This window comes from Exiguobacterium sp. Leaf196 (assembly GCF_001423965.1).
Taxonomy (GTDB): Bacteria; Bacillota; Bacilli; order Exiguobacteriales; family Exiguobacteriaceae; genus Exiguobacterium_A.
Map to the genome: position 1 here is coordinate 78,211 of NZ_LMPV01000012.1, position 18,546 is coordinate 96,756.

Below are 18,546 nucleotides of genomic sequence, written 5' to 3' on the forward strand. Positions count from 1 at the left end.
ATTGAAATGACGCTATCCGTATGAGGATGGCGTCATTTTTCAAAAAAAGAATGAGCTACTCCGCAAAATGCTGAATGAGCTGTTTCATTAAGTACGGTTGATTCTCTTCAAACTGTTTTTTCCGATGACCATTCGCACCAGATGGATGAGGGAAGCCTGAAAGAAGCTGATGCTGTTCGATTCGTCCATCATGAATCAAACTACGGACTTGTGCTTCGACGACACGACCAAGTGGAATCAACAGTGTCGGTTTTCGTAGCTGATTGATTTCAGCGACGAAGTGTTCCTCCGCATAATGTCTCAACAAAGGACTGCGACTGATCTTCGGTTGATGCCCCGAATAATTTTTTTCCCGATAGAAGACGGGTTGCTTTAACAGTGACGTCGGATGTAATAATTCCTGATGTTGATGAAATAAGCTAGCCGTCGTCTCGATTCCAAGCAATGCTGGAAGCTCAAGTGCATCTAACATCTGGACGAGATTACGTCGCATCGTTCCAGCAAAACTGGCTGTATATTTGACGAGCCGTGCCGTCTCTTCTAGCGAAGCACCATGATGGAGCGCATCCGTCGCTTCCTCAAAGGCGATTCGCATCTGTTCAAAGCCAGGTGTGATCCCGACGATGACGACTTTAGCCTCAGTATTGATATATTCACCGATCGGAGAATAATAGACGGTTAGATTATTCTCCTGTTGCAATAAAAAATCATCCGTCCATAATTCATCACGTCGTAACGTACGATCGTCAGGTAAGCTACGAATGACTTGTTCAAATATAGTTAACGAATTCATGAAAGGTCCTCTTCTCTCTGTATTGGCACTATAATAACAAATAATACCATTTGAGACAAATAAACCCTTTCACTATTTTGATAGGGGCACACAAAAAGGACTCAAGACGAGTCCTTTTTAGTTTATTGCGCGCGTTCTTTGACCGAAGCGACTTCGTACGTCAGAATCTCGCTACCGAGCATTGGCGATTCTCCCGCTTCACTATTCGCCGGTCGACTATGGGACGCTTTGAAATCGTCACTTTCCCGCCATGCTTGGAAACTCTTCATATCTTCCCAGTACATGTTGACGTTCATCTCATCATGTTCTTCGATGTTTTGTGTCAACAAGACCTCGACGCGGATGAATCCATCCATCGTATCAAGTCCACTTGGACGTGTAAAACGAGGAGCGAGGGCAGCAGCCATGCCTTTTTTGACTTTAATACGGTTCGTAACGACGATCATTATGAAATCCCCTTTCAAAAAACGAATAATGTACTTCTTCAGTATAGTACGATGAAGGCAAGAATGCCGGAAAGAAGGAACAAACGATGAATGAACAGGAATACGATCACCGACTACGAATTGAGACCATTGAGATGCAACATCTTTATAGTGTGTTTAGTCACTACAATCGATATGAACCAACGCCCTATGCAGCATTAGACGAACTGTGCGAAACGTATTTGTTTCAAAAACAGGATACTGTCATTGACTTCGGATGTGGGAAAGGGCGCTTGAACTTTTACTTACACGACCGTTTTGACTGCTCCGTCATCGGAATCGAGATGAACGGACAATTTTACGAAGACGCGATCCGGAATATGGGGAACTACCAAAGTCGACGGAAGCGGCGTTCCGGAGGTTTACGATTTGAACAGGCGTATGCCGAGCAGTACGTCATTCCGGATGAGGCAAACAAGTTTTATTTTTTCAATCCATTCTCTTCGCAAATTTTCATGAAAATAGTCGATCACATCTTAAGTTCAGTCGAGCGCTCCTCGCGTTCAGTTGATCTCATTTTGTATTACCCAACCGATGAATACCGGGAGTATCTAGAGCGCCATACCGTATTTGATCAAGTTGATGAGATTCGATTGCGGGATCTTTATGACAAAAATCACGACGAGCGATTCGTCATCTATCGTTTTGATCCGAACAAACTGCTTCAAAACGGGTATGAATACAGTGATGAGCGAAATAAGGGATGAGGAGGTCGGATGATGATCCGTTTGGAGCATGTGACGAAGGAATTTGCGCCGGGACGCGGGATATTCGATGTCAGTTTTACGGTTGAGCCGGGTATGATATTCGGTTTTATCGGACCAAATGGATCCGGAAAATCAACGACGCTCCGGCATTTGATGGGACTACTGGCTGCGGACGATGGAAAAGCAACCGTCGGCGGTTTTGATTGCTGGAATCAAAGTAAAGAAGTAAAGCAGTTGGTCGGTTATTTACCGGGTGAAATTAGTCTGCCTGGAGACATGACAGGAGCAGACATGCTGGATTTGATGCAGCGACTACACGGCAGCGATCCGGCACGGCGGCAATTGTTGTTGAAACGGTTTCCCTTTGAGACGAAGACAAAAATCCGAAAGATGTCAAAAGGAATGAAACAAAAACTGGCACTTGTCGGTTGTTTCATGAAGGATGCGCCGGTCTACCTACTCGATGAGCCGACAAGTGGACTTGATCCCTTGATGCAAGAGCGTTTTTTAGAGTGGATTGAACAGGAGAAACAAGCGGGAAAAGCGATCTTGATGAGTTCGCATCACTTTCCAGAGATGGAAAAGTCGTGTGATCGAGCCGCTTTAATCAAAGCGGGCCGCATCATCGTCGAATCCGATATTCATGCGTTGATTCGATCGAGTCGAAAGGTGTACACGATCGTTTTTCAAAGCGAGACGGAAGCGGCGCAATTCGCGATGCAAGTCGGCGTTGAACCGAAGCGGACAGAAGTCAGTTTTCAAACGGATGAGACGTTGACCTTAAATCAGGTGATTGCTTTTTTAACGCAGTATGATGTGCGATTGATCCGACAATCGGCGGATGATCTAGAACAGGTCTTTTTGCATTATTACGGCGAGGAGGAACCATCGTGATGTTTCTAATCCGCTCTTTATTCAAGCAAGTCAGAAAGCCTGTTCTTGCTTATGCGATTGGAACGAGTCTTTATTTGTTGATGCTTGCGTTGCTTTATCCATCGATGATGAAGACAGGTTTATTAGAAGCAAAGCTTCAAGCATTACCCCCAGAAGTCTTAAAAGCATTCCAATACGATAAGGTGACAGGATTCAATAATGTGCTTGATCTGCTCGGTGGGAATTATTACGGATTGATCTTCCAAGTCATCGCGAGTCTATTTTTACTCTCGCTAGCAGCACGACTCGTCGCGCGACCAATCGACAATGGAGAATTGATCGTCTACCTAGCGGCACCGATCACACGAAATGACTATACGTTAGCAGTTGCAAGCGTCATCGGACTCGCTAGTCTTCTTCTCGTCACGCTGAACGGTCTCGTATTGATGGTAGCGGATTGGTGGATGAGCGGAATTACGATCGATACTATGGTATTATGGCGAATTCAACTCAATGCGCTAATGTTACTCTTTGCAATTGGTACATTTACGTTATTCATTGCGACGTTATTCGATGAAGAACGACGCGCTTTTTCGCTTGCTGGTAGTGTACTCGTCCTATCGATCGTCTTGACGATTTTGTCTGAACTGAGTGACAAGACAGAGTGGCTCCGTTATCTATCCGTCTTCTCCTTATTCAATACGACGCAATTACTAGAAGGAACGAATCATTTTCTGCTCCATTCGGTCATCCTATTCGTCCTATTTCTCATTTTCTTGACTGGAGCATTCGTTCAATTCGGGCGTCGAAGTCTGTCGATTTGATCGAAAGTGACGAAAAAAATTTACAGAAACTGAACATTTAGGATTTGAACGTTGCGTCACGCGCTGATTTTTACTAAGATAAAGGAATGTTGTAGTTCTGGAAAAAGAAATGAGGTCTTTTGAAATGAATAAACCATCCATTTATGGATTAACGCTTGAGCAGATGACAGAATGGTTATCGAATCAAGGGCACAAACCATTCCGTGCCAAACAAGTATGGGATTGGCTCTACCGTAAACGTGTCACGACTTTCGCGGAAATGACGAATGTCAACAAGGATTGCCTTGAGTTGTTAGATCAGAGTTTTACGATTGACTCGATGACAGAAGCGGTCAAGCAAGAATCAGCAGACGGAACAATCAAGTTCCTCTTCAAATTATATGATGGCAACTTGATCGAAACGGTTTTGATGCGTCATAAATACGGTCTTTCTGTCTGTGTTACGACACAGGTTGGCTGTAACATCGGCTGTAGCTTCTGTGCAAGTGGTCTCATCAAGAAGAGCCGCGACTTGTCAGCAGGCGAAATCGTTGAGCAGATCATGAACGTTCAACATCACCTCGATGCAGTCGGAAACGAAGAACGTGTCAGCCACGTCGTCGTCATGGGTATCGGTGAACCGTTCGATAACTTCGACAACATGGTCGACTTCTTGAACGTCATCAAGGACCACAATGGTCTTGCAATCGGTGCGCGTCACATCACGGTTTCAACAAGTGGTTTGGCAGACAAGATCTACAAGTTCGCTGACTTAAAACTCCAAGTCAACTTAGCTATCTCGCTTCACGCACCAAACAATGAATTGCGTACGCAAATCATGAAAATCAACCGGGCGATTCCGCTTGAGAAATTGATGCCAGCAATCGATTATTACGTTCAAACAACGAACCGTAAAATCACGATCGAGTATATCTTGCTTCGTGGCGTCAACGACCAAAAAGAACACGCGGTCGAACTCGCGAAATTGTTTGAAGACAAACGTCACCTGACGTATGTCAACTTGATTCCGTACAACCCAGTCGATGAGCACGGTCAATATCAACGCAGTACGTCTGAAGATATCACGACGTTCTACGATACGTTGAAGAAGAACGGCTTGAACTGTGGTGTTCGTCTTGAGCACGGAACAGATATCGATGCTGCGTGTGGTCAATTACGTAGTAAGCAAATCAAAAAAGATAAAGTAGCATCCAAATAATTCGTTGGGCTTCTCATCGTTTCGGTGGGAAGCTTTTTTTACGATAAGAAATGAGGACATCCTATGACACGTATACGATTCAATGATTTTAACTTAAGCACACCGATTCTCGACTCGATCGAGCAACTCGGATACACGGCACCAACCGAAGTCCAGCAATCGGTCATTCCCGTCGTATTATCCGGAAAAGACGTCATCGTCAAATCACGGACAGGAAGTGGGAAGACGGCTTCCTTCGCAATCCCCCTTTGTGAACTCGTCGAGTGGGAAGAAAACAAACCACAAGTCTTAGTCTTGACGCCAACACGTGAGCTTGCCTTGCAGGTCAAAGAAGACATCATGAACATCGGACGCTATAAGCGGATCAAAGCGACGGCCGTCTTCGGCAAGCAACCGTTCCGTGGACAAGTCACGGAACTCAAACAAAAGACACACGTCGTCGTCGGTACACCGGGACGTGTACGCGATCATATCGAGCGGGGCACGCTATCGCTTGAGAAAATCCGTTACGTCGTCTTGGATGAAGCCGATGAAATGCTGAATATGGGCTTCCTCGATCAAGTCGACGCCATCTTGTCCGAGTTACCAAAAGATCGGATGACACTCTTATTCTCTGCGACCTTCCCGGAAGATATCGCACAGTTGAGCAATCGTTACATGGATGCACCGAAACGAATCGAAGCGGGTGAAACCGTCGTCTCAACGATTACGCATAGTTATATTCCGGTGACGGATAAGACGAAATTCGCGATTCTAAAAGATGTCCTCGTCGCTGAAAACCCGGATCGCTGTATGATTTTCTGTCGGACGAAAGAACATGTCGATTTCGTTGCGAATGGTCTCCGTGCACATGACTATCCGGTTGAAGCGATTCACGGAGGAATGGAACAAGACGATCGACTCGATGCGATGAAGGCGTTCCGTGCCGGTAAATTCCGGATTCTCGTTGCAACAGACGTCGCAGCACGCGGTATCGATATCGAGAACATCACGCATGTCATCCAGTACGATCTCCCTGTCGAACGAGAAAGCTACGTTCACCGGACCGGTCGGACGGGTCGTGCAGGAGCAACTGGACAAGCAATTAGTCTCGTCACACCAGCAGACGAACGTCGCCTGAAGGAAATCGAGCAATATCACGGGAAGCTGACACGCCGCCAAGCACCGACGGAAAAGGACTTGATGCGGACAGCGGATGCGTTCGAAGAGAAAATGGCGACGGCAGATACGCGTTCTTCGAAAACGGAACAGCTCGATGCCGACATCATGAAGTTGTTCTTTAACGGCGGAAAGAAAAAGAAACTTCGTGCCGTCGACTTCGTTGGAACGATCGCGAAGATTGAAGGCGTCACAGCAGACGATATCGGGATCATCTCGATTCAGGATACGTTGACGTATGTCGATATCCTGAACGGCAAAGGTCCGCTTGTCTTACGAGCGATGAAGACGACGAAAGTCAAAGGGAAACAATTGAAGGTGTATGAAGCATTCAAGAAGTAAAACAAGCCGGTCCATCTCCGCTTAGGCGAAGAGGGACCGGCTTGTTTGCGTCAAAGCATGTCCGAGATGAAGTCCGCTAGCGGCTGCTTGGGCAAGAGAGTGCGTTGCACCAGAGCAATCACCGATCGCATAGACACCGGAGCATGTCGTCTCAAATGTTTCTGACGTCTCAAGCATCGGTGCGTAAAACTTACCATCTAGTCCATAAAGTAACGTATCTGCTGGAAGTTCCGTCTCAAGGAGTCGCTCGAGGCGTTTTAAAAAACCTTCTAAGACGAGGAGGTCTTCCACAGGTACTTCCGCGTGTAAATTTCCAGGGGAAGCAGCTAGCGAAGGGATGATTCCGTTATGAAGCAATTGATCCGTTGTTGTCGCTCGCGATTTTCGAAAGTCACTGAGGCGCTGGACAACGATGCGATCCTGTCCTTGATTGATTCCTCCGATAACGCGTGTGGCGTATGCATTGGCTTGTGCTAACGTCGAAAAATAACGCGGGAGAAACAGTGTAAAGTTCAAATTCGTTGATCCATCTGCCGTCTCATGGACGTTTTGACCGTCCGGCATGACGAGTCCTTCTTGATATTTGCGGATGATCCGTCCGCGTGGATTCATGCAATAGGTGATGGCTTTACCATAAGGTGAGTCGTAACCGAGCTTTGTCTCGAACGTCTCCTGTAGTAATGTTCGAAATAGTGCCTCATCCGTCTCGACCCGCACTCCGAGATCAAGTCGGATCCGCTGTGGGATGACACCAAGCGTCGCTAACTGTTGCAACGTAAAGTCTGCACCGGAACGACCTGTCGCGAACACGATCCGTCGACTTACGAAGGTTTCGTCCGCTGTTTTAATCGTAAACGCCTCCGACTTCGTGATCTGTTCGATCGTCGTTTCGAAACGAGCATCGAGTCGTGGCAATAAAGCATCCTCAAACGCCGTGAAGACGCCAACTGTCCGTGCTGTGCCTAAATGGCGCACTGTTGTCTCGACCGTATGGAGACCAGCACGACGGGCGCGAATTGCGACAGCAGGTGAATGCGTCGAGTAGGTCTCGATCATATCGGCACCGTATGTACATAAAAGATTATCGACTTCTTGGAACAGTCGTCGTGTCGTCTCTTCACCGATTTTTGAGACGAGTTCTCCGCCAAATCCCATCGCATAATTGAATTTTCCTTCTGATTTTCCAAGCCCTGCAAATCCAAGATACGCATCTTCTACTGTTCGCTTGCGGATTGGTTTTCCGGCATCGAGCAGTAAGACGCATTGCCCATCTTCAACGAGCTGATGAGCAAGGAAGATTCCCGCTACACCGGCTCCGATAATCGTCACATCATACATTACAGACGCCTCCTTTTCTCTGAGTATACAAAAAAGCCGGATTCCTATAAAAGGAATCCGGACTGAGTGAGATCGCTTATTTCCATTCTGCGATGTCAGCGATTGGTAGACGAACCGATGGGTATCCTGTATCTACTGCTTTACCGATTGAAAGCAACATGACTGGGAGGTAACGCTCTTTTTCAAGACCGAATGCTTCCGCAATTTGATCTTTTGCGTAACCGCCGATTGGGTTTGTGTCGTAACCGTGCGCACGAGCGACGAGCATCAATTGCATCGAAACGAGACCTGAGTCGATCAAGATGCTGTCACGTAATGTTTCAACGTCTTCTGGACGGTAGAAACCTTTGATGGCTGGTACTTGGCGATCGCGTACTTCTTGTGGCATGAGACCTTTTTCAACAGCCATATCGTAGATTGTCTCGATGCTATCGACCGCGTTCATGTCACCGAAGACAGCGATGACAGCAGAAGATGTCTCGACTTGGACTTGGTTGAATTTCGCAAGTGGTGCAAGTGTTGCTTTTCCTTCTTCGCTATCGATAACGAGGAAACGCCATGGTTGCATATTGACAGAAGAAGGTGCAAGTGTTGCTTCTTCAAGGATTTGTGTCATTTCTTCTTTTGAAATTTTTACGTTCGTGTCGTAGTTACGAATCGAGCGACGTCCTTTATTCAATCTCCCTTGTGTATGTTTTTTCTTTTTTATAGTGTGAAAAACTTATTTCCAGTCTGCGATGTCGTTGATCGGTAGGCGAACCGATGGGTATCCTGCGTCAACCGCTTTACCAATCGATAGCAACATGACTGGTACATAACGCTCTTTTTCAAGACCGAATGCTTCTGCGATTTGATCTTTCTCGTAACCACCGATTGGGTTCGTATCATATCCGTGCGCACGAGCGACGAGCATCAATTGCATCGAAACGAGACCTGAGTCGATCAAGATGCTATCTTTCAAATCGTTTGCTGAGATACTGCTGTACATGCCTTGGATCGCAGGTACTTGGCGATCGCGTACTTCTTGTGGCATGAGCCCTTTCGCAACAGCTGTGTCGTAGATGTTTTCGAGTTGATCGACTGCGTTCATGTCACCGAAGACAGCGATGACAGCAGAAGATGTCTCGACTTGGACCTGGTTGAATTTCGCAAGTGGTGCAAGTGTTGCTTTACCTTCTTCGCTATCGATGACGAGGAAGCGCCATGGTTGCATGTTGACGGAAGAAGGTGCAAGTGTTGCTTCTTCAAGGATTTGTGTCATTTCTTCTTTTGAAATTTTTACGTTCGTGTCGTAGTTACGAATCGAGCGACGTCCTTTAACGATTTCCATGAAGTCCTGCTTCTTCAAGGATTTGTGTCATTTCTTCTTTTGAAATTTTTACGTTCGTGTCGTAGTTACGAATCGAGCGACGTCCTTTAACGATTTCCATGAAGTCTGTTTGAGTTTGCGTTGCCATATTAAATCGACTCCTCTTTTAGTTTAGGTAATGCGTCAGCGTTTGCTTCGATGCGCTGAATCATCTCAGCTAACGTCCGTTGTTCTTCAGCAGAGAATCCTTCGAGTAGATCCTCGAGAAACTCATCTTTTTGTTCGCGTAATTGAGCGATGCGCGTCGCCCCTTGTTCCGTTAAAGAAACAAGAATCACCCGATTGTCAGCAGCTGAACGCTCGCGAGCAATCATCCCGGTCGATTCCAGGTGCTTGAGATGACGGGTCACTGCCGCATGATCCACATTGACGCGTTTTTGTAACTCTTTTTGGCTAATCGTTTGATCGACTTGTAGTTGAGCGAGTAGATCCATTCGAGTCTGACTAAAACCATCCGTACAGAGATCGAATTTTTGAGCAATCGTCTTATTGACAGAAACGAGTGCATAGATCAACCGTCCTTTTTCAGTGCAGGAGATACTCAATCCATCACATCCTTCCCTTCGTTCGAAGAAACCTTTGACGTATCAAAGATTGATATGTAAACGAATATAACGTGTTTAATTTGATGACGCAACTTATTTGCTTTTAACATAAAAAGAGATATCATTCACGCGGAATGATATCGAGTCAGGCGACTTAGCTAATTTGGCGTTTAGACGCTGGAATTCCTTTTGCATCGATCGCTGCAATGATCCGACGGAAATAGAACAACCAAAATTGCAGGAATGGTCCGATTAAGAAAATCGATAGGATTGTACCGAAGAAAACAGGACCACCGAGCAACCAGCCAATGCCGCATGCCGTGACCTCCATGATCGTCCGCATCAGACGAATCGACGTTCCAAATCGTTCTGCAAGTGTCAGCGTCAACCCATCGCGTGGACCGGCTCCGTATCCGACAGCAACATAAAGACCTGCCCCCATGCCGATGATGAAGATGCCGAAAATCAACCAGATCGTATTCAACCAGATCGACTCAAAAGAGGGTAAGAGATGAGAATTAAGGACAAGATTCATGAAGACACCGACGAAAATCGCATTAACGAGTGTTCCAATTTGCGGTGTGACGCGGTCTAATGTGTACTTAACGAACACGAGTAATAGACCAACGAGCAAAATAATCGTTCCGACGGACAGTGGTGTTTTCTTTTGGAGACCGAGATGCAATACATCCCACGTCGAGACACCGAGTTCCGCAGTGATCATCATCGACGAGCCGAGAGCGAGTAAAAATAAACCGAGTAGGAAGAGTCCCCACTTTAACGTAGCGCGTAATAACCAGGAAGCACGATGACGCGTCATGTCTAACACCTCATTTCTTAAAAATAATTGATTCGTTAACTGTATCATGAGGAAAGTAGAAGAAGAAAGACGAAATTTTCCGTTTTTTCCATCTTAAGAAGGAGGGGAAGGTCGAAAGAGAAACGTATACTGAAGAAAAAAGGAGATGACAGGATGAAAGCGATCCGACACCTGATTCGTTTTACATACATAGAAGCCGTCTGTTGCGTCTTTCCCGTCATGATTTTCGCAGCGCTTGCTCTTTCACGTTATCTTCCTGCTGAACAGGTTGCTCGATACGATCTCCTGTTGCTATGGTGTCTTCTCGTCCAAATCGTCTTACTTGTCACGCGTTATGAAACGCTGGAAGAGTTCAAACTGATCTTACTCTTTCACGTGATTGGTCTAGCACTTGAACTGTTCAAAGTAAACGTTGGGTCTTGGAGTTATCCGGAACAGGCTCTAACGAAAGTGGCTGGTGTTCCCTTGTATGCAGGGTTCATGTATGCAAGTGTCGCAAGTTATGTCTGTCAAGCGTTCCGGAGATTTCATTTACGCTTCACAGCATTCCCACCACCTTGGCTTGCGATCAGCGTAGGCAGTCTCGTCTATCTCAACTTCTTCACCCACCACTGGATCTTCGATGCACGCTGGCTATTGATGGTCCTCGTCGTCCTTGTCTTCTATAAGTCATGGGTTCATTTTACGATCGAGCAGACGATCTACCGGATGCCGCTCGTCCTATCTTTTTTACTGATCGCGTTCTTTATTTGGATCGCTGAGAATATCGTGACGTTCTTTAAAGGGTGGGTCTATCCGCATCAGGAAAGAGGATGGGAAGTCGTTGATCTCGGAAAATTATCTTCTTGGTTCCTGCTTGTGATCATCACGGTCCTGATCGTCATCGTCGCGAAATACAAGCAACGGGATCCGGCTGTGGAGATATATCAGCGTACATAGACGAAAAATATGATATTTCGTTTGCGATGGGGCGCTTCGATGTTCAACGTTCGTTCTAACATGTGGACGACAATTTGAGCCTGCTTGGCTCAACCAACAACGAGACAGGAAATTATTGAAAAAAGAGTGAAACATTAGAAGTTTTAAGCCGTAGAGTAAGGTGAGAACTTATTTTTTCAAGGAGGACCTTACTCATGTCATCTCAATTAAAGAAAGCAGCGAAGGAGTCGCTCAGCGGTCGTTGGGGATTTGCAGTCCTAGCTTTTCTGCTGTTTAGTATTATTCAGGGTGTTCCTAATTTATTTGGATCGGATATCGATGAGCCGTCTAGTAGTATAGATCTCGTTGTATCATTGGTGTCGATTTTATTGATTCCAGTAGGAGTCGGTTGGACATGGATTGCCATGTCGATTGCTCGTGGCGAAGAAACGAAAGTGACGGATTTGTTTGAGCCATATGGTATGTTCCTGAAAGTGGTGGGGCTGGCCATTGTTCAGTTCATCTTTATCGCGCTCTGGACGTTACTCTTAATCATTCCTGGTATCATCAAGTCATTCTCTTACTTGTTGACGTACTACATCCTTCGGGATGAGCCGTCAATCGGTATTCTCGAGGCAATCACGCGTTCACGTCAACTCATGGATGGTCATAAAATGGAAGCATTTTTACTCTTCCTATCATTCATTGGTTGGGCGTTGCTTGTCATCGTTACGCTTGGTCTTGCTGTCTTATGGGTCGGACCATACTTCAGTGTCACGCTTGCCAAATTCTACGATCGTATTCGTGGGGAGCAAGCGCCAGAGCAGACATCAGATTTCGTCGCACCATACTAATTCCGAATCCCGACACTACGTCGGGATTTTTCTTTGAAATAAATCCGATAGGAAAAGACGGTTTAATGGTTGCTTTAGTTCAATGAATTCTGTACGATAAATGCAACACATCTTATCTAGAGAAGTCGAGGGACTGGCCCGAAGACACTTCAGCAACCCCGCTATGGCGGAAGGTGCTACTTCCAGGAAGGGATACCTTCTGAAGATAAGAGCGGACAGGACAAGATACCGTCGCTCTTTTCGAACTTCGAAAAGAGCGTTTTTTTTTATGATAAGGGGGACGATGGAGTGGAGTATGGTTTTTGGTTACCGATTTTTGGGGGATGGCTACGTAACGTCGAGGATGAACAGATGCCAGCGACATTCGATTATGCGAAACAAGTCGCACAAACAGCTGAACGGATCGGCTTCTCGACGACGTTGATTGCGGAATTGAACTTGAACGATATCAAAGGCATCAAGGAACCGAGTCTTGAGGCATGGACAACGGCAGCGGCGATTGCTGCAACAACAGAACGCCTTGAGATCATGACAGCGGTTCGTCCCGGGTTCCATAATCCGGCGACGACGGCGAAGATGGCAGCAAACATCGATCAGTTGAGTGGAGGGCGATTTACGCTCAATGTCGTCTCGGCCTGGTGGGCAGAAGAAGCAAAACAATATAACGGTATTTTTACTGCACATGATGAGCGCTATGCCCGGACGGAAGAGTTCGTCACGGTCATGAAAGGACTATGGGCAGATGCGTCACCGTACAGCTTCTCCGGTAATCACTACACGATCGAACAGGCAGAACTCCATCCGAAACCCGTCCAGCGTCCGGGGATTAAGCTCTACGCTGGTGGAGAGAGTGAAGCCGGAAAACGGACGATCGTCGAACATTGTGATGCCTACGTCATGCATGGAGGCACTGTTGAAGAAGTAGTTCATAAAATCAATGATATGAAAATACGCCGGGAAGCGACGGGACACGCACCGCTTGAGAGCTTCGGTCTTGCTGCCTACATCATTTGTCGGGATACGGAAGAAGAAGCGCTTCTTGAGTGGCAACGCATCACGGACGTCAAGGAAGACAGCGCCGGTTATGCCGGTTATCAAGATTTCATCAGTAAATCGCAACTCGAACAACAGGTCGAACGAAATGATTATTCCGTCTCGAACCGTGGTCTGCGACCGAACTTGATCGGAACACCAGAACAGATTGCCGAACGGATTCTAGCGTTCGAAGCCGTTGGTGTCACGTTGCTCTTGTTACAATTCTCACCACAACTTGAAGAAATGGAACGCTTTGCCCGTGACGTAATGCCACTGGTCGAAGCGAAACGAAAGGTAGGTCAACAATCATGACAAAAATTCATATTCTCCACGAAAACCAAGAATGGACGGATCATCTCATCAAACGTCTCGAAGAACTCAAGTTGCCGTACGAGCAGTGGCACTTGAATGAAGGAATCGTACCGTTAGATGAACTGCCGCCAGAAGGTGTCTTTTACAGCCGTATGAGTGCGTCTTCGCATACGCGGGGGCATCGTTATGCGCCAGAGTTGACGGAAGGGGTCCTCGCTTGGTTAGAAGAGCATGACCGGACTGTCTTTAACGGAACGCGTGCGCTCCGTCTTGAAGTCAGCAAAGTCAATCAATACACAGCGTTACGTAAGGCTGGGATTCGTGTACCAAAGACAACGGCTGCTGTCGGACGTGATCAAATCGTACAAGCAGCAAAAGAAATCGGTGTTTCGTCATTCATCACGAAACATAACCGTGCCGGGAAAGGTCTCGGCGTCCAGTTATTCCATTCGATTGAAGCACTTGAAGCTTATCTCGATGGTCCGACATTCGACGAACCAATCGATGGCATCACATTGATTCAAGAGTATATCCAAGCACCAGAACCGTACATCACGCGCTGTGAGTTCGTAGGTGGAAAGTTTGTCTACGCGGTTCGAGTCGATACATCAGAAGGTTTTGAGCTTTGCCCAGCGGATGCATGTGTGATCGACGACTTGTTCTGCCCAGTTGGTGAAGAAGCGCCGAAAACGCCGATGAAGTTCCAAATCGTTGAAGGCTTCGATGATCCAATCATTGCAAAGTACGAAGCGTTCCTCCAAGCGAACCAGATTGCGGTCGCAGGTATCGAGTTCATCAAGGATGCGTCAGGTACGATCTATACGTATGACGTCAATACGAATACGAACTATAATTCCGATGCTGAGGCAGCTGCAGGACGCTACGGCATGCTCGAACTGGCGAAGTTCCTCGGTGCAGCACTTGAAACAAGCACAGTAAAATAAGAATCTGCTCCCGCCCTGTCACCGGACGTTACAAGACCGGATGACGGGGTATTTCTATAGAAAGGGGGCGGATCTATGATTACGTGGAGAGAAGAACGACAGCTCGATATCCCGATTGAGGAAGCATGGCACTTGTTTGATCACACGCGGCTGCAACGTCTGATTCCGAACGTCGTCCAGCATGAGGTGATTGAACGAAAACCGGGTGTCGTCGGTTCGACGTATCGTCAAACGTACATGCAGGGCAACCGACTCGAAACCTACATCGTGACCGATTTAGCCTATACGAATGAGCCGGACTTTAAACAAAATACGATTGGATTCACGTTAGCTAAAATATTTAAGATTGAGATGACGTTTACGCTCAAACCACTTGGACACGCTCGTTGTCTGTTGATTTATACAGGAAAAAATGAAGGGGCAAACTTCGTTGGGAAAAGTCTCTTGTCACTCGGTGGCGAACGAGAAAACGAGAAAATTGTTCAGGGCTTGTTGCAACGTGTCGAAGAAGAGGCAGCGAAACAAAAGAAGAACAATGCATGAAAAAACGGATTCCCGCACTGGGGAATCCGTTTTTTCATATCTTATCGATTCGTATACGATTTATGATCACTCGGTAAAACGGATAGGCAGTCGACACCTTGATAACGTTCTCGTTTTCTATCGCTGGATCGAGCGATTTTGGATTATCAAAAAGCTTAGTTACCGACTACTATTTTTAAGTATAAATACGGTTATTAAATTTTCATTTAATCCAAAGATTATATCGTTACGATAGTCGACGCAAACGAGAAATCTGTGAATCATTTTGCATCTCATTCAGTGGTCGAAACCGAACAGCTCGTAATTCTTGTTGATCAAGCGATAGTTCAGGATCGATCCCGAGTCGAGGTTCAGGACTATCTAAGACACGGCGAACGAGAAAACATGTCTCTGTTCCTTGATCCATTGAAATCTCGTAAAGTTTCCGTTCGACCGTGACGTGAAGATGCGTTTCTTCTAACACTTCTCGCATGATGGCTTGCTCTTTTGTTTCACCATTCTCGACACCTCCGCCGGGTAACGTCCAAAATGTCCGGGAAGGGGTATGTAATTCGACCATTAGAATCTGTTGCTCTTCAATCAACGCAGCGCATACGCGATGTCGCATATCGCATTCCTCCTTCAACGTGTTCAAAAAAGAGACCGAAACGACAGTTCCGGTCTCTTTTAAAATCATTGTGCGTATAACGCTGTTAATTGCTGTTGGATCGTATCGTTGTTCAAATACTCATCGTATGTCGTTTCTTTATCGACGATACCGTTTGGCGTCAACTCGATGATCCGGTTCGCGATCGTTTCGACGAACTGGTGGTCATGCGAGCTGAAGAGCATTGCGCCTTTATAAGCGATCAAACCATCGTTGAGTGCCGTGATCGATTCGAGATCCAAGTGGTTCGTTGGATCGTCGAGTACAAGGACGTTAGCACCACTGAGCATCGCTTTTGAAAGCATACAACGGACTTTTTCGCCCCCGGATAAGACAGATGCTTTTTTCATGACTTCTTCTCCTGAGAAGAGCATCCGACCGAGGAATCCACGGAGGAACGTATCGCTCTCATCTGCCGGTGAATATTGACGGAGCCAATCGAGGATCGTCTTATCCGAGCCTTCGAAGAATTCCGAGTTATCTTTTGGCAAGTATGATTGGGAAGTCGTGACGCCCCATTTGAATGTACCGCTGTCTGGTTCCATCTCACCCATAAGGATTTTGAATAGTGTCGTGATCGCGATATCGCTCTGGCTAATGAACGCGACTTTATCCGTCTTGTTCAACGAGAAGCGGACATTATCAAGGACCTTGACGCCATCGATCGTCTTCGAGAGACCATCGACCATCAAGAGATCATTTCCGATTTCGCGTTCTGGCGTAAAGCCAACGAACGGATAACGACGTGATGATGGACGAATGTCGTCGAGTGTGATTTTATCAAGCAATTTCTTCCGTGACGTCGCTTGTTTCGCTTTCGAAGCGTTTGAGCTGAAACGTGCGATGAAGGCTTGAAGTTCTTTAATCTTCTCTTCTTTTTTCTTGTTTTGGTCACTTGCCATACGCGAAGCAAGCTGACTTGATTCATACCAGAAATCATAGTTTCCGATATACAGTTGGATCTTACCGTAATCAAGATCCGCCATGTGCGTACAGACGTTGTTCAAGAAGTGACGGTCGTGGGAAATGACGATGACCGTATTTTCGAATCCGATCAGGAATTCTTCAAGCCATTTGACAGCTTTCAGGTCGAGTCCGTTTGTCGGCTCATCGAGTAAAAGAATGTCAGGTTTACCGAACAACGCTTGTGCAAGCAAGACTTTAACTTTTTCAGATCCTGTCAGCTCAGCCATCGTTTTCGAGTGAAGGTCTTCCTTGATGCCAAGTCCTTGTAGAAGCATCGCTGCTTCCGACTCCGCTTCCCAACCGTTCATTTCAGCGAATTCACCTTCGAGTTCAGCAGCACGCATGCCGTCCTCATCTGAAAAATCTTCTTTCATATAGATCGCATCTTTTTCTTTCATGACTTCATAGAGACGTTTGTGTCCCATCATGACTGTTTCGATGACTTGGAATTCTTCGTATTCGTAATGGTTCTGGCGAAGGACGCCTAAGCGTTCGCCTGGTGTGATGATGACATCGCCTTGTTGTGCTTCAATGTCACCAGCGAGAATTTTCAAGAACGTTGATTTACCGGCACCGTTCGCACCGATCAGACCGTAACAGTTACCTGGCGTGAACTTGATGTTAACGTCTTCGAATAATTTTCGGTCCGCAAAGCGAAGACCGACGTTTTGTACTGTAATCATATAGAGATGAACCCTCGTTTCTAGTAAGTGATGTGCTCATTCGAGTGTACCACAAATCGTGATCTGTCGTAGAGCAGGCAAAGTTCTTTCCATATTAGGACAGAAATTAAAAATAAGCAACCGGACATTTAAAATAATGAAACATTTTCCAGATGGATGCGTAGAAGAAAGTAAGGAATTCGCTAGAGGAGGGGTTAGATGGCCATCTTTTTCACGTTATTGTTTTTCGCCCTCATCGTTTTGCTTGGCATGGAACTCTATCGCTATATCCAAGAAAAGATTGATAAAGGAGATTCAGAATGAGAGAAATCAAACCGAAGAAAAAAATTCGTCCATCGATGATCATCGCCGGTGTACTTGTATTAGCCCTGCTGGCTACAACGCCGTTCGTCGTCGAACAAATCGAACCCGGGCAAGTTGGTGTCGTTTACACCCCGTCAAGCGGTGTCAAAGATGAGACGTTATCGCAAGGCTGGCATGTCGTTTCACCAATCACACGGGTGACGGAGTATCCGATCCGTACACAGACGAAATCGCTTGATAACATGACGCTTGCGACTAAAGACGGAAAGAACATCGTCGTCGACTTTACATACAGCTTCTCCGTTTCGCCGGATAAGGTGACAAAAGTCTTCAACAAGTTCGGACCGATCGAAATCGATGAGATTGCCAAAGGTTACTTGAAACAACGACTCTATGATGCGTCGCGTGAGCAAATCTCGAAAGTTACCGTCCTTGAACTGTTCGGTGAAAAATCAGGAAACGTCTCTACGAGCATTCAGACGCAGTTTGCAGAAGACGTCAAGGACATCGGTTTCATCATCGAGGATGTCGCACTCGGTGCACCAAAACCAGATGAAAAGACACAGGAAGCAATCGATGCGCGTGTCAAAGCGTCGCAGGAACTCGATAAAAAGAAAACGGATCTTGAAATCGCTAAAGCAGAGGCAGAACGTCTTCGCGTAGAAGCAAAAGGAGCAGCCGATGCGCGTTTGATCGAAGCTCAAGGGTTGGCAAAAGCACAAAAAGAATTACAGAAGACGTTGACGGAAGAAATGATTCAATACGAAGCTGTCAAGAAGTGGGACGGGAAATCACCACTTGTCAGTGGATCAGGGAGTATGGTTCAACTACCGATTCCTGACGGTACGACACAAGAAAAAAACTAATTGAAATATGTCTAAGATAAACCG

The 18,546-nt window shown here is 46.3% G+C and carries 21 protein-coding genes and 1 riboswitch; of the genes, 11 read left to right on the forward strand and 10 right to left on the reverse strand.

Going from position 1 to position 18,546, the window contains the following annotated elements:
- Positions 1-55: 55 nt before the first annotated feature.
- Both ASG02_RS14595 and ASG02_RS14600 read right to left on the reverse strand, forming a co-directional pair.
- Positions 56-793 carry a hypothetical protein gene (locus tag ASG02_RS14595; protein ID WP_035411835.1) on the reverse strand — a complete coding sequence of 246 codons (738 nt, stop codon included), beginning with the start codon at positions 791-793 and terminating at the stop codon, positions 56-58.
- Positions 794-915: 122 nt separating this feature from the next.
- A complete protein-coding gene (locus ASG02_RS14600; protein WP_035411837.1) occupies positions 916-1,239 on the reverse strand; it encodes a heme oxygenase in 324 nt (107 codons plus the stop codon).
- A gap of 86 nt (positions 1,240-1,325) precedes the next feature.
- Here ASG02_RS14600 and ASG02_RS14605 point away from each other — a divergent pair, with 86 nt between their 5' ends.
- The 5 genes from ASG02_RS14605 (at position 1,326) to ASG02_RS14625 (ending at position 6,380) form a co-directional block, all read left to right on the forward strand.
- The gene (locus ASG02_RS14605; protein WP_069201505.1) at positions 1,326-1,985 is read left to right on the forward strand and encodes a methyltransferase; all 660 of its coding nucleotides are present in this window, start codon (positions 1,326-1,328) and stop codon (positions 1,983-1,985) included.
- A 12-nt stretch (positions 1,986-1,997) separates the two neighbouring features.
- Positions 1,998-2,879, forward strand: a complete 882-nt coding sequence (locus ASG02_RS14610; RefSeq protein ID WP_056064730.1) for an ABC transporter ATP-binding protein — start codon at positions 1,998-2,000, stop codon at positions 2,877-2,879.
- Positions 2,879-3,682, forward strand: a complete 804-nt coding sequence (locus tag ASG02_RS14615; protein ID WP_156359012.1) for an ABC transporter permease subunit — start codon at positions 2,879-2,881, stop codon at positions 3,680-3,682. The genes ASG02_RS14610 and ASG02_RS14615 overlap by 1 nt, the downstream gene beginning before the upstream one ends.
- 124 nt (positions 3,683-3,806) lie before the next feature.
- The gene (gene rlmN, locus ASG02_RS14620; protein WP_023469793.1) at positions 3,807-4,880 is read left to right on the forward strand and encodes a 23S rRNA (adenine(2503)-C(2))-methyltransferase RlmN; all 1,074 of its coding nucleotides are present in this window, start codon (positions 3,807-3,809) and stop codon (positions 4,878-4,880) included.
- Positions 4,881-4,943: 63 nt separating this feature from the next.
- Complete coding sequence (locus ASG02_RS14625) at positions 4,944-6,380, forward strand: DEAD/DEAH box helicase (protein WP_035411845.1); 1,437 nt, start codon at positions 4,944-4,946, stop codon at positions 6,378-6,380.
- Between the two features lie 21 nt (positions 6,381-6,401).
- Here the strand turns inward: ASG02_RS14625 and ASG02_RS14630 are convergent, their stop codons facing one another.
- The 6 genes from ASG02_RS14630 to ASG02_RS14650 form a co-directional block, all read right to left on the reverse strand.
- Entirely contained in the window at positions 6,402-7,718 is a 1,317-nt protein-coding gene (locus ASG02_RS14630) for a hypothetical protein (RefSeq protein WP_056064736.1), read from the reverse strand.
- Positions 7,719-7,794: 76 nt separating this feature from the next.
- Positions 7,795-8,397 (reverse strand): nitroreductase family protein, encoded by a 603-nt coding sequence (locus tag ASG02_RS14635; RefSeq protein WP_235514051.1) that lies wholly within the window; start codon positions 8,395-8,397, stop codon positions 7,795-7,797.
- A 42-nt stretch (positions 8,398-8,439) separates the two neighbouring features.
- Complete coding sequence (locus tag ASG02_RS14640; protein WP_056064742.1) at positions 8,440-9,048, reverse strand: nitroreductase family protein; 609 nt, start codon at positions 9,046-9,048, stop codon at positions 8,440-8,442.
- Complete coding sequence (locus tag ASG02_RS15635; RefSeq protein ID WP_156359011.1) at positions 9,035-9,175, reverse strand: nitroreductase family protein; 141 nt, start codon at positions 9,173-9,175, stop codon at positions 9,035-9,037. Before ASG02_RS15635 ends, ASG02_RS14640 begins: the two co-directional genes overlap by 14 nt.
- 1 nt (position 9,176) lies before the next feature.
- Entirely contained in the window at positions 9,177-9,632 is a 456-nt protein-coding gene (locus ASG02_RS14645; RefSeq protein ID WP_035411854.1) for a MarR family winged helix-turn-helix transcriptional regulator, read from the reverse strand.
- A gap of 154 nt (positions 9,633-9,786) precedes the next feature.
- Entirely contained in the window at positions 9,787-10,452 is a 666-nt protein-coding gene (locus tag ASG02_RS14650; RefSeq protein WP_035411857.1) for a YitT family protein, read from the reverse strand.
- A 153-nt stretch (positions 10,453-10,605) separates the two neighbouring features.
- Here ASG02_RS14650 and ASG02_RS14655 point away from each other — a divergent pair, with 153 nt between their 5' ends.
- The 5 genes from ASG02_RS14655 (at position 10,606) to ASG02_RS14675 (ending at position 15,058) form a co-directional block, all read left to right on the forward strand.
- Positions 10,606-11,391 (forward strand): DUF817 domain-containing protein, encoded by a 786-nt coding sequence (locus tag ASG02_RS14655; RefSeq protein ID WP_082478715.1) that lies wholly within the window; start codon positions 10,606-10,608, stop codon positions 11,389-11,391.
- A gap of 194 nt (positions 11,392-11,585) precedes the next feature.
- Positions 11,586-12,224 carry a DUF975 family protein gene (locus ASG02_RS14660; protein WP_035411859.1) on the forward strand — a complete coding sequence of 213 codons (639 nt, stop codon included), beginning with the start codon at positions 11,586-11,588 and terminating at the stop codon, positions 12,222-12,224.
- A gap of 109 nt (positions 12,225-12,333) precedes the next feature.
- Positions 12,334-12,436, forward strand: a riboswitch (SAM riboswitch).
- Positions 12,437-12,512: 76 nt separating this feature from the next.
- Entirely contained in the window at positions 12,513-13,571 is a 1,059-nt protein-coding gene (locus tag ASG02_RS14665) for an LLM class flavin-dependent oxidoreductase (RefSeq protein ID WP_056064745.1), read from the forward strand.
- The gene (locus tag ASG02_RS14670; protein ID WP_056064748.1) at positions 13,568-14,515 is read left to right on the forward strand and encodes a RimK family alpha-L-glutamate ligase; all 948 of its coding nucleotides are present in this window, start codon (positions 13,568-13,570) and stop codon (positions 14,513-14,515) included. The genes ASG02_RS14665 and ASG02_RS14670 overlap by 4 nt, the downstream gene beginning before the upstream one ends.
- 75 nt (positions 14,516-14,590) lie before the next feature.
- Positions 14,591-15,058 carry a hypothetical protein gene (locus tag ASG02_RS14675; RefSeq protein WP_056064751.1) on the forward strand — a complete coding sequence of 156 codons (468 nt, stop codon included), beginning with the start codon at positions 14,591-14,593 and terminating at the stop codon, positions 15,056-15,058.
- Between the two features lie 226 nt (positions 15,059-15,284).
- Here ASG02_RS14675 and ASG02_RS14680 read toward each other — a convergent pair whose 3' ends face one another.
- Together ASG02_RS14680 and ASG02_RS14685 are read right to left on the reverse strand one after the other, a co-directional pair.
- Entirely contained in the window at positions 15,285-15,665 is a 381-nt protein-coding gene (locus ASG02_RS14680; RefSeq protein ID WP_056064755.1) for an NUDIX domain-containing protein, read from the reverse strand.
- Between the two features lie 65 nt (positions 15,666-15,730).
- A complete protein-coding gene (locus ASG02_RS14685) occupies positions 15,731-17,353 on the reverse strand; it encodes an ABC-F family ATP-binding cassette domain-containing protein (protein WP_035411871.1) in 1,623 nt (540 codons plus the stop codon).
- Between the two features lie 299 nt (positions 17,354-17,652).
- On the opposite strand from ASG02_RS14685, the gene ASG02_RS14690 reads away from it, so the two are divergent.
- Positions 17,653-18,522 carry a prohibitin family protein gene (locus tag ASG02_RS14690; protein ID WP_056064758.1) on the forward strand — a complete coding sequence of 290 codons (870 nt, stop codon included), beginning with the start codon at positions 17,653-17,655 and terminating at the stop codon, positions 18,520-18,522.
- Positions 18,523-18,546 lie beyond the last annotated feature (24 nt).